This is a genomic window from Paenibacillus sp. LS-5 (genome assembly GCF_056121505.1).
This window is the reverse complement of the sequence record NZ_JBWAVA010000004.1, coordinates 1-18,043: the sequence shown is the minus strand read 5'-3', so window position 1 is coordinate 18,043 and position 18,043 is coordinate 1. Positions and strand designations below refer to the sequence as shown.

7 protein-coding genes and 1 pseudogene are annotated in these 18,043 nt (G+C 44.3%); 3 read left to right on the top strand and 5 right to left on the bottom strand.

The window, feature by feature from the left end; genetic code table 11:
* Positions 1-84: 84 nt before the first annotated feature.
* From AC0MA3_RS07780 to AC0MA3_RS07765, 4 genes and pseudogenes are all read right to left on the bottom strand, one after another.
* The gene (locus tag AC0MA3_RS07780; protein WP_474655750.1) at positions 85-1,305 is read right to left on the bottom strand and encodes an IS256 family transposase; all 1,221 of its coding nucleotides are present in this window, start codon (positions 1,303-1,305) and stop codon (positions 85-87) included.
* Positions 1,306-1,381: 76 nt separating this feature from the next.
* The gene (locus AC0MA3_RS07775) at positions 1,382-2,593 is read right to left on the bottom strand and encodes a Ger(x)C family spore germination protein (RefSeq protein WP_474655749.1); all 1,212 of its coding nucleotides are present in this window, start codon (positions 2,591-2,593) and stop codon (positions 1,382-1,384) included.
* A 13-nt stretch (positions 2,594-2,606) separates the two neighbouring features.
* Complete coding sequence (locus AC0MA3_RS07770) at positions 2,607-4,223, bottom strand: spore germination protein (RefSeq protein ID WP_474655748.1); 1,617 nt, start codon at positions 4,221-4,223, stop codon at positions 2,607-2,609.
* 559 nt (positions 4,224-4,782) lie between these two features.
* A pseudogene (locus AC0MA3_RS07765) lies at positions 4,783-5,028 on the bottom strand (YheC/YheD family protein); the annotation flags it as partial.
* A gap of 185 nt (positions 5,029-5,213) precedes the next feature.
* On the opposite strand from AC0MA3_RS07765, the gene AC0MA3_RS07760 reads away from it, so the two are divergent.
* Positions 5,214-7,781 (top strand): winged helix-turn-helix domain-containing protein, encoded by a 2,568-nt coding sequence (locus tag AC0MA3_RS07760; RefSeq protein ID WP_474655747.1) that lies wholly within the window; start codon positions 5,214-5,216, stop codon positions 7,779-7,781.
* A 163-nt stretch (positions 7,782-7,944) separates the two neighbouring features.
* The gene (locus AC0MA3_RS07755; protein WP_474655746.1) at positions 7,945-11,718 is read left to right on the top strand and encodes an S-layer homology domain-containing protein; all 3,774 of its coding nucleotides are present in this window, start codon (positions 7,945-7,947) and stop codon (positions 11,716-11,718) included.
* 451 nt (positions 11,719-12,169) lie between these two features.
* Here the strand turns inward: AC0MA3_RS07755 and AC0MA3_RS07750 are convergent, their stop codons facing one another.
* Positions 12,170-13,222 (bottom strand): YheC/YheD family endospore coat-associated protein, encoded by a 1,053-nt coding sequence (locus tag AC0MA3_RS07750; RefSeq protein WP_474655745.1) that lies wholly within the window; start codon positions 13,220-13,222, stop codon positions 12,170-12,172.
* 1,466 nt (positions 13,223-14,688) lie between these two features.
* On the opposite strand from AC0MA3_RS07750, the gene AC0MA3_RS07745 reads away from it, so the two are divergent.
* Positions 14,689-18,043: OmpL47-type beta-barrel domain-containing protein (locus AC0MA3_RS07745; RefSeq protein WP_474655744.1), on the top strand; the 3,355-nt coding region annotated here is incomplete at its 3' end.

Genomic DNA, 18,043 nt, shown 5'->3' with positions numbered 1-18,043 from the left:
TGGATTACATTCATTATTGGGTCTGTCAATAATTTTGTGTAAACTCTTTTAAGCACAGATTCCCCCGAGGGGGAAGTCGCGAATCTAACGCAAGTGTTGACCGACCCGATCGGGAAAAAAGACCGAGAGCTGAAGTAGCATTTGCCCCCAGTTTTGGACACGCCCCGTCCATTTCCGGGTAACATCGACGGTGGCCAGATAGAGCATTTTGAGCAAAGCCTCATCTGTGGGAAAGATGCTTTTTCCCTTCGTCACTTTACGAAGCTGACGGTGGTAACTCTCGATCATATTTGTGGTGTAGATGAGTTTGCGGATCTCAGGCGGGTACTTGAAAAAGGTAGCGAGTTCGTCCCAGTTGGTCCGCCAGGAACGTATAATGAGGGGGTATTTCGCTCCCCAGACTTCCTCAAAACGGTCGAGTTCAAGCAAGGAACCTTCCTCGGTAGCAGCCTTGTATATAGGCTTTAAGTCGGCGGTTACCTTCTTAATGTCCTTGTAAGACACGTACCGTGTGGAGCTGCGGATCTGGTGAATAATACACTTCTGGATTTCAGTTTGGGGGTAGCAGGCTGCAATCGCTTGAGAGAACCCAGACAGGTTGTCCACGCAGATAATGAGAATGTCCAGAACCCCGCGGTTCTTCAGCTCATTCAGCACGCTAAGCCAGAACTTGGAGGACTCGTTCTCCCCGATCCACATGCCCAGCACATCTTTGTTTCCGTCCAAATCAATGCCAATGACCATGTAGGCGGCCTTGTTGATAATGGCCCCGTCTTGTTTCACTTTAAAGTGGATGGCATCCAGATAGACGACCGCGTAGACGCCTTGTAGAGGCCGGTTCTGCCATTCTTTAATGAGAGGAACAATCTTGTTCGTGACATTGGAAATGAGCGTAGGAGAGACTTCAATGCCATACATCTGCCCTAGATGATCCTGGATTTCTCTTGTACTGACACCTTTGGCATACAGGGCAATGATCTGTTCTTCGATGCCCGTTACGTTCGACTGATGCTTCTTGACGACAAGTGGCTCAAACTCACCCAGACGGTCCCGGGGGATAGCGATTTCCTGTTCACCGTACTCACTGACGACCGTTTTACGGCTCTTTCCATTGCGGCTGTTTGGCGTGAGCTTCGCTTTCACTTCATGCTTTCCGTAGCCTAAGTGAGTATCCATTTCGGCTTCTAGCATCTCCTGAATTGTCTCCGCAAATAGATCTTTTAGAGCATTCTGCGCATCCTGTGCGCTTACCAAATTGTTTTCCTTAATAAATTCCCGTAACTGCTGTTTTGTCCAAAGTCCCATGTGTTCTCCCCAACCTTTCTCTTACTTCCATTTTAATGGGTTTGAGAGTTTACACAATATATTTTACAGACTCTCATTATTCAGACTTCAGTAAATCACCAAAGGAGTTTTGCAGAAGACCTACCCGCTTTATATTTACATTTACCTTGATTTGCAAATTCATATTAGCTAACTCATCGGGCCAAGAGTTTTTTAATTGTTTCCACTCTTTTGGATATTTCCTGTGTATTTTGTCAGCGATCCCGATCAGATCAATCTTCATTCGCTGAACAGATTTCCAACCTTCTCTCATTTGAGCTTCGATTAGCTCCTCCGCTTGGAGTTGTAACTTCTCCAGACCATACATTGATGTTATGTCCTCCTTAGAGAGGGTTGACTGCAGTTCGCCACTGACTTTAGCATTTACCATTAAAGTGAAATTATTATTTTTATCTAGTACGGGAGATACCTTGACTTTTGCTTTCTGGATAAGAATTGCCGATGGTCTGGGCTGGCTATCCAGGGTAGTTAATGTTGTCAAATCAATCTGATTGTTTAGCCAGGAAATACCTAAGCTCTCTTGCTGGTGAATTACATCGATCATTTTGGATTTTCGGAACACCGATAAGCCCGATATCTTCATTTTTCCTTTTGTAGAGGTTTGATTGAAAATATCTGTGGAATTCATTTTCACATCCTCTTCTCCCGTTAATGCCAAGGTCGGAACCCCGGCCGCAGCACTGTCTGAAGTGATTTTTAGTGCCAGCTCATGAAGTGTAATGGAAGGGTAAAAGGATGCAAATTGAGTGTTTTTTTTCAAAATTTCAGATAATGCCTGTCCGGGTATCTTTTCCGGCGGATCTAGCTTTTTCAAAAAATCCCGTGCCTTCCCCTCGACGATAAGCACCCTCACCGTTTCCCGTGCGTCCGGATTACGGTAGTAAGTGTCCATTATTTCATCGATCCCCTGCTCCGCGGTTTTTTTTCCAATCAGCATTACATTGTTATGGGCAAAATAAAGTCTTCTCGGATTTTCCAGATTACTTACAGCCACAGCTGCTCTTATGGTTTTGCCGTGTGTACTGAAGGTATGAACGGGAGATTGTGAACCGCCGGCGCCAGATGACCCGCTGCTATTGGATAATGCCGATGGATTCATGATCTGGTAGGTAACTGTCCAATCTCCTGTTTCGCCGTCAAAACCTGTTGCTGTTGTTATGCCTAATTCATTCAACTCTGTACGGTTACCGCATCCACTGCCCAGTAATATAAGAATAGATAGTAGAAGAACACATGTTAAACGACGCATATCGATCACCTCTTCATTGTTCTGGCTCTTTCATGTTGTCCAATTTATTGCTGGTCCCTTTTGGGAACTGATGAGGGGCTTGTCTAATTCTGTTTTTGCTGGATTTGACATTAGGTCTTGTCTTCATAGCCCACCATGGAGCCCGTATGACCAGGTCCTTCATATTGGATTTGAAAAAAGGACTGTAAGGCATTAAATAATCAATGCCAAAGGATTTCAGTGAGAGCAGATGAGCTAAAAGAGGGATCAGCCCGGCTAAAATACCGAATAATCCAAGAAAACCTGCCAGAAACATGAGGGCAAAGCGAAGAAGCCGAATGGCTGAGGACATACTAAAATACGGAACTACAAAATTTGAGATCGCCGTAAAAGAGACCACGATAACAATTGCAGCGGATACAAGTCCTGCCTGGACCGCGGCTTGTCCGATAACCAGGGCACCCACAATAGAAATAGCCGGCCCAATAACCCTGGGCATCCGGATTCCGGCTTCACGAATCACTTCAAATGTGATTTCCATGATGAGCGTTTCTACCAAGGCAGGAAAAGGAGTGCCTTCCCGTTGTGCTGCAAGTGAGATTAGGAGCGTAGTGGGAATCATTTCCTGCTGGAAGGTAGTCAGGGCAATATATAAAGATGGAAGGAGCAAAGAGACGAGGAAAGCCACTAGTCGCAGACAACGCAGAAAAGTGGAAATATCGTACCGTTGATAATAATCTTCGGACGTCTGAAAGAAATTAAAAAAAGTGACTGGCGCAATTAGAGCGAAAGGAGTACCATCCACGAGCACTGCTACTTGCCCATCCAAGAGACTTCCGGCTACGGTATCAGGCCGTTCCGTGTCAATCATCATAGGAAAAGGTGACAAGGGGGCATCTTGGATAAACTCTTCGATATAGCCGCTTTCAAGTATGCTGTCGGTATCAATAGACTGCAGCCTCGAAGTGATTTCTTTCACCACGTCAGGGTTAGCAACATCTTCAATATAGGCCAGCACTACTTTGGTATGCGTGAGTTGGCCGATATCGTGAGATTCAAATTTGAGCCGGGGTGACTTGATTTTTCTTCGGATCAATGCAATGTTAGTGGAGATATCCTCGTTGAATCCTTCTTTGGGACCTCTGACTACGGTTTGGGAGGTAGGTTCTTCCACACTGCGTCTAACCCCACCAGAGATCATAACCGCTAGAGAAAACGGACAGTTGTTAATTATAATCACTACGCTCCCGGAAAGGATTTCTGTAAAGAGCTGATCTTCCGTATGGATCATTTGAATGTTCCCGGAAGGCAGCCTTTCGAGTAAACGGGAAGCGAGCAGATTAGGGTTCGTTGTCAATGGATTATTGGCAGAAGCCTCTTGGATTAAACTTTCGAATACACTTGTCAATAATCTCTGATCTGTTAAACCTTCAAAGTAACAGACGACCATCCCGGATTCATCACTCGGTTCCCCGGAGAGGGTGCGGAATATAAAGTCAGGACTTTGGCCGAACTGCTCCTTAAGCAGGAGTAGAGTATGAGGTAATGAGGGAAGGATCGCACGAGCCGTTTGTTGCTTCTTGGTTTTTTCGATATCTTGGTTCTGTCTTTGGTTCTGTATAAAAACTTTTTTCATCCACCGTTTAAGCATCTTGTACTCACTCCGTTCAACGATAAGCTAATAATTGATAAAAGTAGACAGAATCCGAGGCTGAGCCACTCCGGCTATGTGGTTAATTTGTTCATAATTATGAAATTTATACCTTCCAGACACCGCAAAGGGACTGTCCTTCAAGAAATAGGGTTTATGAAATAGTGATAGAGGAGAGGAGGCTAATGGTGTATAAAGTTTCTTCATTTCTTATAAGATGTTTTCTTTTTTTGTTAATTCCAGTGTTAGGAAGGATCACCTGTGAATTTATAATAGTCATTGCGTTTAGTACTGGAGAGGGGTTTGGTGATAATAATCCTTTTGATCTATATAGATCCTTACTAGGTTTACTACTCATTCTAGGCATTTTTTATCTGATCATTTTCTGGTCCAAAAGGCGAAAACAGCGCATCTTATATATGGCCAGTATAATCGTTTATTTTTCATCCATAATTTACATATTCGCAAATCTATAAAGAGTCCGATTCGGTGGAAGAAAAGGACTAAGCACCGCCCCTCCGCACATGCAGGGCGGTGCTTTATTATTAGGCAGTATTTTTCATTCCTCAACCGTCTTCACCGAACTCGGCGTATTCTTGTTCTTATACACCCACATCGCATACTCCAGCGGGCGGATCAGCGCTTTGCGGTAAGTCCCGCTGTCGCCGGAGCGGGCGAAGACCTCGCGGGCAGGCTTGGGATTGACCTCCAGCACGTAGATGCGGCCCTCGCGGTCAATGGCGAGATCCAGCGCCAGCTCGCAGAGGGCACCGAAGCTCTCCTCCAGATAAGCGGCAGCGTCGAGAGGCGGTTTAACCTGCGTGATACTTTCCTGGGGTGAATATATCAACCGCTAATGTAGAGATTGAGTCCATATTTTATATGTATCTTATCTGATATAATTGGAGATTGAAGAGACATGCTTACTTATAGCGATTATCAGCATATCTTTTATTATTTTATTTTAAATATACGGAGGGATATTTATTGTTGGTCCATACTAAACTTCATATCCCCCATGTGCGTAAATCTCTGGTAGCCCGGCCGAGGCTGATTCATAAGCTGAATGAAGGAAGAGAAGCCAAATTGACGCTGGTTTCCGCGCAGGCGGGTTACGGGAAAACAACGGTGTTAAGTGAATGGGTGAAGCAATGCGATAGCGATGTGGCCTGGGTTTCGCTGGACTCACAGGATAATGATTGGATTCAGTTCTGGAGTTACATCACTGCTTCCATCCAGGAAAGAGTACCCGGGTTCGGCTTAGCGGTGCAATCCCTGCTTGATGGTGGGCCTTCAATCTCCTCGGAGCCTGCCATCACAGAACTCTTGAATGAGTTGAACGGCTTCCCCCACGATCTGGTCATTATTCTTGATGATTATCATGTCATTGAACTTCCCTCTATCCATCGGTCCATGATCTATCTGCTAGAGCATTTACCACCTCATATTCATCTCTATATTGCAAGTCGTACGGATCTGTCCATACCTACCGCCAGGCTGTTGGCCAAAGGTGAATTACATCAGATTAAAATGCAGGATTTGCGGTTTCAATTGGACGAAGGACTGGTATTTTTTCGCGAAACGACCGATTTAGGCTTATCCCCAGAGCAAGTGAAGATGTTGTTCCAGCAGACGGAAGGCTGGATCAGCGGCTTGCAGCTGGCAGCCCTTTCCTTGAAACAAAGTGACAATATTACGGATAGCCTTCAGCAGTTCAGCGGTCATCAGCATCATATCTCCGACTATTTGCTGCAAGAGGTATTTCACCATCAACCGGAGCAGACCCGTGCTTTTTTATTGCAAACATCCATCTTGAATCGCATGAACGCATCCTTATGCCGGGCCGTTACCGGTCAGATGAATGGTCAAGCGCAATTGGAAACATTAGAGCAAATGAATTTATTCATTGTCCCTTTGGATGATCATCGGAAATGGTATAGGTATCATCACTTGCTCTCGGATTTCTTACAACAGCTATTGTTCAGAACAGACCCGGATCAATGGGTGCAGGCGCATGTTCGTGCGGCGAAGTGGCTGGAGAGTCAAGGATTTGACGAAGAAGCGGTGGAACATTACTTAGAGGGAAAACAGTTTTCAGATGCTGTCCGCTTGATTGAGAAAAATCTACATAAGTTAGTTCAGACGAAAAGTGTTGTATTGATCCGTTGGGTCTCTGTCTTGCCGGCCGACTCCTTTGCGGAGAAGCCCATGATCGAATTGTTCTATATATCCGTCTTATTAGGCGTTGGAGAATGGACGGCAGCTTTTCACAGAGTGGAACAAGCTACCATCCGGTTTCAAGCTCTGGAGGGCAAAGCAACGGATGCGGAATGGAAGCAGGCCATGGGCAATATCTACTTTTTCCATGCGATTACCTCCTATCTGCAAAAAGATTTGGAACGAACGTCAGACTACTTCGGGCTGGTTGAACAGTATATGCCGGAAGGCAGTTTCTTTCAAACGGTGGGGCGCAACAGATACCAGGGATTTGATTCGTTTGACGATCTGCTGGCCCATATCAATGATCTTCATGCAGCGGATGCATTCCTGCCCAAATGGATCACCGTGTGGCACAACAAGCAGGAATATCCTTTTCTCGGATTCTTGTGTGCTTCCTACAGCAAGCTGTTATACGAGTGGAACCGGCTGGAAGAAGCTGAGATGTATGCTGCGATGGTGCTCGGACGTCAGGATATGCAGCCTTTTGCGCGGATTATGATCCAAATTTCCATTAGCGCTTCAAGGATTCAACAAGCCATAGGCAATCCTAAACGGGCCACTGCGCTGCTGACCGGGTTGAAATCGCAGATCAACTCTCCAGATTACGAATTATTTATGCTCAGAATTGAAGCGGAACAGGCCTGTCTGTCCCTGCGGCAAGGCTCGCTACAAGAAGCTGAGGACTGGCTGCAAAGATCTGGTATGGTGCATACGGATGAGGTTTCGCTAAACCGGGTTGCAGAATATCTTGCTTATGCCAGAGTACTTGTTGCTTGTGAGCGGATGGATGAAGCACTGAACTTGCTGGAACGGTTAAATCGCATGTCGGATAAGGAAGACCGTCTGCGGGATCGTATTCAGGTCATTATTTTGCACAGTATGGCGCTTAAGCGCTCTGGTCAAACGGAGGCAGCACTCCTTCAGTTAGAGACAGCCCTACACTTAGCAGAGCCGGAGGGATATATTCGCAGCTTTTTAGATGAAGGTCCTATGATGGCAGAGCTGCTATCGGTTTATGGAAAGAGGTTGCAAGGCAGTTACTTGGGAGATGCGCAGCTTGTTACTTTTGGTTATGTACAGCAACTGCTTCAGGCTATGCAGGTCACGAGCCAAGACAGCTTCCAAATCGAACAGCCTCGTAAAGAAATACTGACCGATCAGGAAACGAAGGTTCTGGTATTGATTGCACGTGGATTGACGAATAAGCAGATTGCGTCAGATCTACACATCACAGGTGAAACCGTAAAGTTTCATATTCGGAATGTGTACAGAAAGCTTGAAGCGAACAATCGGGTACATGCTCTGCAGCGAGCCAAAGAATTAAGGATTTTAGTTTAATTAATAAATATTTATGCGTACCTCCCCAAATGGGGAGGTACTTTTTTGCGCAGAAAAGTTTATAGTGGGATGAACACAATGAATAATGACACAATGGAGCTTGAAGATCGGAATTATTTGTGAGAAATATATGAAGTTGAGAAGTTGTGGAGGAGAGAATGCGATGGATAGGGTGTATAAAAAAGGATTGTCGATCTTCCTAGTGTTGTTAATGGTATTGGGTGGGATCTCAGGAGTTATTGTACCTAGCGGGGGGACGGCTCATGCTTCGGTAAGCTTCGCTGGAGGAACGGGTACAGCAAGTGATCCTTATCAGATCGCAACGGCCGATCAGCTGAATGAGGTTAGGAATTATTTGGGTCCGGGTCTTTATTTTAAGCAGACAGCGGATATTGATTTGAGCAGTTACGTGAACTGGGTACCAATAGGGCAAATCGATGAAAACGGTGCTAATAATTTTCATGGAAACATCGACGGCAATGGATTTAAAATCACAAATTTGAAGATTGATAGAAAAGCAGACTTTAATGGATTTTCTGGATTGTTCGCATCATTTGATGGGAGTATTACCGATATGAAACTGGAAAATGTTGAAGTGAAAGGTTGGGCTGTTGTGGGCGGATTGGCGGGACAAAGCTCCTACGGAACTATCAGCAATAGTTACGCCACGGGAAATGTGAATGGACATCAATATGTAGGCGGATTGGTGGGAATAAACTACAAAGGAACTATCAACAACAGTTACGCCACAGGAAGTGTGACTGGTGTGACTGGATCAAGCTATGTGGGTGGTTTAGTTGGTTACGATGCGAATCGTGGTGGACCAATCAACAACATCGCAGCAGCGATAGTTGGAGTAACTGTACCAGTAACAGGCGCAGTGCCAGTATCAACCATAACAGCTTCGGCAGAATATACATCAACAATTAGCTGGTCACCAACGACTACAGAATTTGCTGGAGGAACGGCTTATACAGCTACGATTACAATTACTCCTGACGCTTTTCATACATTAACAGGTATTCCTGAGAATTTCTTTACGGTAGCCGGAGCAATATCAACTACGAATGCAGCGGGTTCAGGTGTTGTAACCGCAGTGTTTCCAAAAACCGTAGTACCTATCACTGAAGCGGGGATTGCTGGAGTGACAGTGCCGGTAGCAGGGGCAACACCAGTTGTGACATTGCCAGACGCAGCAGAATATACGGCGGCGATAACCTGGACCCCGGCAGATGCAGCTTTTGCCGGAGCAGCAAACTATACGGCGACGATTAACCTAACACCTACACCCGGATTTACTGTAGCAGGAGTGGCGAAAGACTTCTTCAAGGTAGCCGGAGCAACAACAACGAATGCAGCGGATTCGGGGGTTGTGACCGCGGTATTCCCGGCAACGGCGGCTATACCTATCGCAACAGGAGCGATAGCGGGGGTAACCGCACCAGTCGCAGGAGCAACTCCGAAAACATCGATAGCGGACACAGCAGAATATACGGCGGCGATAGCCTGGACCCCGGCAGATGCAGCCTTTGCCGGAGCAGCAAGCTACACGGCTACAATTCGCCTAACGCCTAAGCCCGGATTTACCTTGGCAGGAGTGGCGAAAGACTTCTTCAAGGTAGCCGGAGCAACAACGACGAATGCAGCGGATTCGGGGGTTGTGACCGCGGTATTCCCGTCAACGGCGGCTATACCTATCGCAACAGGAGCAATAGCGGGGGTAACAGTGCCGGTAACAGGGACAACACCAGTTGCGACATTGCCGGACGCAACAGAATATACAGCCTCAATAGCCTGGTCTCCGTCAGATGCAACCTTTGCTGGAGCAGCAAGCTACACGGCAACAATAAGCCTTACACCAAAGCCGGGTTATACCTTAGCAGGAGTGGTTAAAGACTTCTTTACCGTAGCCGGAGCAACCACGACGAATGCAGCGGATTCGGGGGTTGTGACCGCGGTATTCCCGGCAACGGCGGCTATACCTATCGCAACAGGAGCGATAGGGGGAGTAACCGCACCAGTCGCAGGAGCAACGCCGATAACATCGATAGCGGACACTGCAGAATATACGGCGTCAATAGCCTGGACCCCGGCAGATGCAGCCTTTGCCGGAGCAGCAAGCTACACGGCAACGATAAGTCTTACACCTAAGCCCGGATTTACCTTGGCGGGAGTGGCTAAAGACTTCTTCACCGTAGCCGGAGCAACAACAACGAATGCAGCGGATTCGGGGGTTGTGACCGCGGTATTCCCGGCAACGGCCGCTATACCTATCGCAACAGGAGCAATAGCGGGAGTAACAGCACCAGTAGCCGGGGCAACGCCAGTAACTGCCGTAACGTATTCAGCAGAATACTCCGCGACGGTTAGCTGGTCGCCAGCGACGACATTATTTGACCCAGAAACAGCCTACACGGCAACCATTACAATTAACCCCAAGGCAGGATATACTTTAACGGGAGTGCCTGCATATTTCTTCTCCGTAGCTGGAGCAACCACGACGAATGCAGCGGATTCAGGCATTGTAACTGCCGAATTTCCGGCGACCGCAGCGGCGCCTGTCACAGAAGTACCCGTGACAATCGTCCCCATTTCAACAGCAGGGATAGCTGGTGTAACAGCCCCAGTAACCGGGGCAACGCCAGTAACAACGGTAACGTATTCGCCAGATTATACAGCAACGGTTAGCTGGTCGCCTACGACGACGTTATTTGTTCCAGGAACAGCTTACGCGGCTACGATCACAATCACGCCTAAACCAGGATATACCTTAACGGGAGTGCCTGCTAATTTCTTCACCGTAGGTGGGGCAACCACAACGAATGCAGCGGACTCAGGTATTGTGACCGCCGGATTCCCGGCGACAGCACCTATTAGCACTGATACCGACACTGGTAGCCATACGGGCTCTGGCAGTACCTTCACGCTACCCACCAACATCATCGTTACCAGCACGAATGGTACTTTAACGCTTCCCGTAAACCAAGCGGGCGAGGTTAGCTTCGAGGACGCCGTTAAGATCTCTATACCCGCTGGAGCGGCATCTAAAGAACTGATAGTATCCATCGAAAAGGTGCTGGGCCCTCAAGTTCTGTTCACGAATAACGAGATTCTGCTCAGCCCTGTATACGAGATTACCAAAAACTTCTCGGAGGACTTCAACAAACCGGTAACGTTGAACCTTACGTTCGATCCAATCCTTGTGAAAAGTAACCAAAAGGCAGCAGTGTTCTATTATGACGAAGTAAAGAAAGCCTGGGTTGAATTAACAGGAGGCAAGATCGAAGGGAATCACATCATGGTAGAAGTGAATCATTTCGGGAAATACGCTGTGCTCAGTGTAGACGAAGTGACGGGATTGCCAGTCACAGAACCTGTAACGGACACAACCACGGTAATGAACTTCAGTGATATCGCGGGGCACTGGGCAGAGGCCAGTATTCAGCAAGCGGTGAACATGGGAATGGTTAAAGGTTACACAGACGGAAAGTTCCAACCGAATCAAACGGTAACCCGTGCGGAATTCGCGGTGATGCTAATGAATGTGCTGAAACCGCAAGGAGCAGCAGCGGATCTAACTTTCACAGATACAGACACAATTGGAGTATGGGCGAAGACAGCAATTGCACACGCGGTGCAAGCAGGCATTATTAATGGCTATGGAGACGGCGGTTTCCATCCGAATGCGGAAATAACCCGTGCCGAAATGGCAGTCATGCTCGCTAAAGTCCTGGGTAAGTCTGCCGAAGTCAAGCGGACCACCAGCTTCGCTGACGATAAGAATATTCCGGCGTGGGCGAAAGCCAGCGTAGAATTCGTGAAGCGAGCGGGAATCGTACAAGGGAGAGGGGATAACGAGTTTGCCCCGCAAGACTCTGCGACAAGAGCTGAGGCGGTGACGGTTCTGCTAAAACTGTTGGCACAACGGAACAGATGATTATCTATTCAGAAAGGACCGAGAAGAGAAGGGGGCTGCCCCAAATTATCATGGAACAAAGTTGGCTTCTCCCGACGGCTTCACCCTTATATAGATATTAGGCTTAATAGCGCAATCTACAAAATAACCGCTCCTTCTGCAGACTTGAGAAGGGGCGGTTGTTTGTCAATTAGTAATACCATTTATTTCTGAATTTTAAGAACTTCAGAGAACATAAAGCTTGGAGGAAATCATAGTATCCCTCATATTTAGTGCCTTTGCAGGACTGGGAATTTGGTTATCAATGTTGAATATTGTGCTTCGTTTGGGCGGGGGTTATATTCACAATAACAAAATAACTTATTATCTTTACTGTAATATTGAAAATTAAATGACCAATAAACAACTTGCCTAATGGGTTGTGGTTTATTGGTCATTTTGATCTTCTCTGTTACCTTCATCTTACTTTGTTCTATTCCTCAACCGTCTTCACCGAACTCGGCGTATTCTTGTTCTTATACACCCACATCGCATACTCCAGCGGACGGACCAGCGCTTTGCGGTAAGTCCCGCTGTCGCCGGAGCGGGCGAAGACCTCGCGGGCAGGCTTGGGATTTACCTCCAGTACGTAGATTCGGCCCTCGCGGTCAATGGCGAGATCCAGCGCCAGTTCGCAGAGGGCACCGAAGCTCTCCTCCAGATAAGCGGCAGCGTCGAGGCCCAGTTTCTCTGCGGTCTTCACCGCTTTATCAGCTTTGTCTTCACTCCCGAGCCATTGCTTCAGCAGAATCTCGGCACGGATGGCGTGACCGCCGCCATGCAGGTTCGAGGTGACGCTGCGGGCGGCACCCACCCGGCCGGCCATGCCGGTCAGCTCCCAGGCACCGTGGCCGTTCTTTTGCACAAGCATGCGGTAGTCATGGTAACGTCCGCTTGGCAGGCGCAGCGGGATGCCCTGCTGCACCAGAAAGCGTCCGCCGAGGCACCACTGGCGCACAATAGAATCCAGGCGGGTAAGCGAAACCTTCCGTGGCGCGATAATCTGCCGGCTCTGGCGGCGTCCCTGGATATCGTAGAGAGATTTGTCTTGGCCCTGACGTTCGATCCGCAGGATCCCGCGTCCGCCGGTGCCGTTGACCGGTTTGACATAGACGACTGGACTAGATTTCAGCATCCGGTGGAGGTCAGCAGAGGACTGGTACAGCAGCGTTTCCGGCATATGCTTCCGGAAGCGGCTCCGCTGCGAAAAGGTCTGATGCACCGTCCATTTATTGCGCAGCGGGCGGTTCAGAAAGGTCAGGTGGCTGTACCGCGCGCGGAAGCGCAGCAGCTGCTGGAAGCGCTGGCTGCGCTGAATCCGGCAGCGGTCATAGATCATATTCGGAAAGGAGCGCCATTTGCGCAACCATTTTCCGCTCTTCACATCATAGACAAGCGCGTGAATCTGTTCTTTGCTGACGTGAACGTCGGCGGGGGTAAATACAAAGACACGTGCATTATAGACGTGGATGAAGGAACAGCTCAAACTCTTATCGCAGTAAAGAGGGTAAAGATAATAATTTCGGAAATCTTGTATTGGTTTACTGGAAGTTTTTTTTGTCTATGAGTGGTCGTTCCTCCCGTAAGATTTTACTCACTATCCTGCTGCTAATTAGATGTAGTTGCGAAAAGTACCTTCATCTTCGTTTTATCTTATATTCAGTTTTTACCTGAGTTTATCAGATCAATCATAAAACTCAAAAGACTCTATAAAGAGGTTGCTCTCTATGTTTGACTTTGTTTTTTTGTTTCATACTCTGTTCAAAATAAATTTTTTATTTCGACTTCCAAGATAGTATTACTATTCAATTTATTCTTCATATTTCCGATAATTACATTAAAAGGTAGTTGATGTAGAAGTGTTATTTTTCCTTTAGCCTAACACAATGTCAAAGGGGGGAATCAATACAGACAATTCTCCAAGCCATTCATTATGTATCGCTAGTTATTGGATTACATCTTATCTTAATCTAACTTTGTGCCGCTAATTTTATGTTTTATTAATTCTTTTTTGTTAATAAGGACTCAGAGGATAAAGTACAATGTCATCTGGTTTTTAGTAACTATGCTATCAAGCCTTTTACTCCTTGTATTTTTCAAAGCAATACAAGGTGACGGTGATAGTGAGTATGGAGTTTTCGTTTCTATTGAATTTTTTCCAAAATATCAAGCGGAAATGCTCTTTCTGCTTCCTTGGAGTATTTTTATTATACAATTTATTATGATTTTATATTATCTCATCAAAATAAGAAAAAAAGTTAATCATTCGAAAGTATAGAGGGGATCCCAATAAAGCTTATCAGTGAAGACAATATTTTACTCGCAATCGCGTTTGCTACATAGCTGGCATTTTAGTTGAAAGCAATCGACATCGCTTATTTGGTTGAGAATATCAATCACAGATTTATAGATTGAGCCCAAATCTATCAAATTCTTATTGCATAACTGTGAGGTGTAAATAAATTGAAAAGTAAATTTACTACCAGGATAAGAGCAATTTCACAAATAGTATTTATTGTAATTTTACATTTATTTGTTATTCGTTTTATGAATATAAAAGTAGGAAAGTGGGAGGAAGAGGCCATACGACAAATATTTATAATTTATTCTGTTCTAATAATTCTTCTGTACGTAACTTGCATGATGTCATTAGTAACAAAAAAAATTAAATATAACTTAATTTGGTTTTGCGCAAGTACTATTCCTAGTATTAGTATTCTTTTTTTTCTTAATAAAGTTAAAGGGAATGAAGCGAATGGGCCTGGTTTTATCGATTTTAAATTTGACAATGGTTTTGTTGAATTGGTGTTTTTGTTTCCTTTGTCTTACTTGTTAATACAATTAGTTCTAATTATAGCGCTTTGGATATTGAAATTCCCCAAATAAACTAATTGATTTCTTTAAGTGTAGGTTTATCTATCCATACATTACTAGTAGAAGGAGATTAAGTATATGAGAGAAAAATGGAAAATATGGTTGTGTTTAATGATGGTCTTTTCCTTAATTAATGGATATGGATTTGGCCATAATGGTGTTATTCTTGCAAAAGAAGTTACACAACAGGATGTACTGAATAATAAAGTTCAACTTGATTCTACTGTTAGTTCAATTGGAATATTAAGTACCTCAGTGTATCCCGATTCTAATGTTGTGAAATTTGGTGAAAAAATATACATAACCTATGGTTTTAATGACACAGCACACCCAGTATTAATAAATATCTATAAGGATAATGTATTATTGACAGATTATATTTTTAGGGGTTCAACTTGGGGGGAACGATTTTCTTATGAACCAAGAGATGAAGGAGAATATAGATTTGTAGTTAAACCTACTGATGCTGTTAATTACACAAGAGAATGTACAGTTACTGTTTACAAAGATAGGATAATATTCATTCCAGGGATCATGGGAAGTGAATTGTTTTTAGGTCAGGACAAGAAATGGATGCCAAGACAAAATCTTAATGCTGTTTCTGATATTCACAATTTAAGAATGAATTCTTCTGGAGAAAGTGTTGAAAATATTAGTGTGGGTCATAGTATTGATGATTACTATAGCAGCATACGATCATTTTTTGATAATGAAGGTTTTAAAGTTATTGATTTTGCATATGATTGGAGGGTTCGTACAAGCAAAAGTGCCGAAGAGTTGAAAGGAGTTATAGATTCTGAGCGGACTAAGCACCCTTATAGTAATTACTATGTTGTGGCTCATAGTATGGGGGGAATTATTGCTACTGAATTTATAAGGCAGGGAAACGGACATCTGATAAAAAAATTGATTACTTTAGGAACTCCTTTTCTTGGTGCACCACAAGCAGCTTATATGATGGAAACAGGAAATATTGCAGAAACTGATCTGCAAAATTTGGCTATCCACATTCCTGTACAACAAATCGCAAAAAATATTCCTTCACTTTTTGAGTTGCTTCCAACAAAAGAATACTTTTCTTTTCAGACGAATGGATATATAGAATTGAGAAGAATTCTGGGTCCCGATAAGTCTCGGGGGGAGGCAATAAAGAAATATGATTTTAATGATACTGTCCAATTTTTAAAAAACAATTCAACACAGTTTTCTAATAGATCAATGTTTGATCAAGCTATTAATTTCCACTCATCTCTTGATGTAGTCAATAATCTTAACAGTGTGGATTCATACTATTTTGTGGGTGATCAAAAACCAACATTAGGAAAATTAGTTTACCGTATTAATTCTAATAATAATCTTTCTTTTAATCTTGATGATGTGAGAAATATACAGGGTGATGGTGTTGTGCCTACTTCTAGTGCCACAGCGGGCTTTCAACTTGACCCAACCCGGACTTACTATGTAAAAGCATCACATATTGGCCTTGCAAAGAATGTTGATGTTCAGAAAAAAATTCTGAACATTTTAAAGGGACAACCTAATGTTAATGTCCCTAATGTACGTACGACAACAACTAAGACAGATACTCTAAAGTTTAAAGTTGAATGTCCTGTAGAACTGCATGTCTATGATTCTTCGGGAAACCATACTGGACCAAGTGGTCCTGACAACTTTGATTCTAATATTCCAGACGCTAAGTATTTTACAGATGGAGAAACAAAGATTGTTTTAGTAAACGATGTTGAAAACTATAAAGTTAGCATCGTTGGTACAGGATATGGGGAATTAACCTTTTCAATAGTTTGGGCGAACGAAAACGATGTTGAAGATAAAACATTGCGTTTTGATAATGTTGCTGTTACTCCTGGTTCAATATTTAAAACTGATGTTACTCAGAATGGGCAAGTAGTGCTTCAAGTAGATCAGAATGGGGATGGTAATATTGAACGTTCCATTTCTCCTTCAGTTGACCTTGATCTTGGAGGAACTCAAGACGAAACAATTCCAACGCTAAGCTCACATGTTGCTGGAGTAAAAGGTGTCAATGAGTGGTACGGGAAAAACGTTTATTATAATTTATCCGGAACTGATAATACATCTGGTATTTACAAATATTTTTATAATCTTAATGATTCTGAATACAAAGATTACACAGAACCAGTAGCACTACCACTTACAGGGACATATAATTTTAAATCCTATGTAAGAGATAAAAATAGAAATGACTCTGAAGTATTAACGGAGACGGTAAAGGTTGACACTACCAATCCGACCATCCCTGTAATGACAGTTGATCCTACAACATGGACGAATAAGTTTGTCACGATTACATTAGCTGGAGGAACGGATGCGGATAGTGGTTTTCAAAAATATCAGTACAAGATCAACCAGGATGGAGAATGGAAAGATTATACCGCTCCTTTCGTAATCGATACAGAAGGACTATACAATGTTTACGCCAGATCAATGGACAATGTATTTAACCTGAGTGAAGAAGTAACTGGGGTGGCTAAAGTTGATAAAACCAATCCGCCTAAGCCAATTATGACAGTAGAGCCATTAAAGTGGACCAATATGTTTGTAACCGTTACATTAACTGGCGGATCCGATACAAATAAGGGGGTTCCTAACAGTGGATTTCAGAAGTACCAATACAAGATTGATGAGGGTGAATGGAAGGATTATACCGCACCTATTATTATCGATACTGAGGGTTTATATAAGGTTTTAGCTCGATCAGTAGATAATGCTACTAACCTTAGTCAAGACGTTGTTGGCGATGCAAAAGTGGATAAAACGAAGCCAACGAGACCTACTGGATTTGATATCGACTTATTTAACTATAATAAGGTAAGTATATCTTGGTTGCCGTGTTCTGATAATATTGGAGTAACAGGTTATGATGTCTACCAAGATTCCGTATTATTAGGGAATACAACAAACACTAAATTTACATTTAATAATTTGATTTCTAATAAATCATATACATTCAAAGTGGTTGCACGAGATGAAGCAGGAAATTCTTCAACTGAAGGGGTATATGTTGTTCGAACGCCAATTAGCCTTGTTAGTACCGGACAAGCGCACACCCTTCAAGTCAAAGAAGACGGAAGTGTGTGGGGATGGGGAGCCAATAATCTTGGACAATTGGGGGACGGAACTACAACTTCGAAGACCACAGCTGTGCAGGTACCAGGGTTAACACATGTGATAAGTGTCGCTGCAGGGACCTTGCATAGCTTGGCGCTCAAAAGTGACGGAACTGTTTGGGCATGGGGCGTTAACTTTTCTGGGTCATTAGGAAACGGCAAAAGTGGAGCTGGCACGGACAGTCTGGTTCCGGTACAAGTAAGTAATCTAACGAATGTTGTTGCCATTGCAGCCCACAGAAGTAGTAGCTATGCACTCAAGAGGGACGGAACGGTATGGTCAT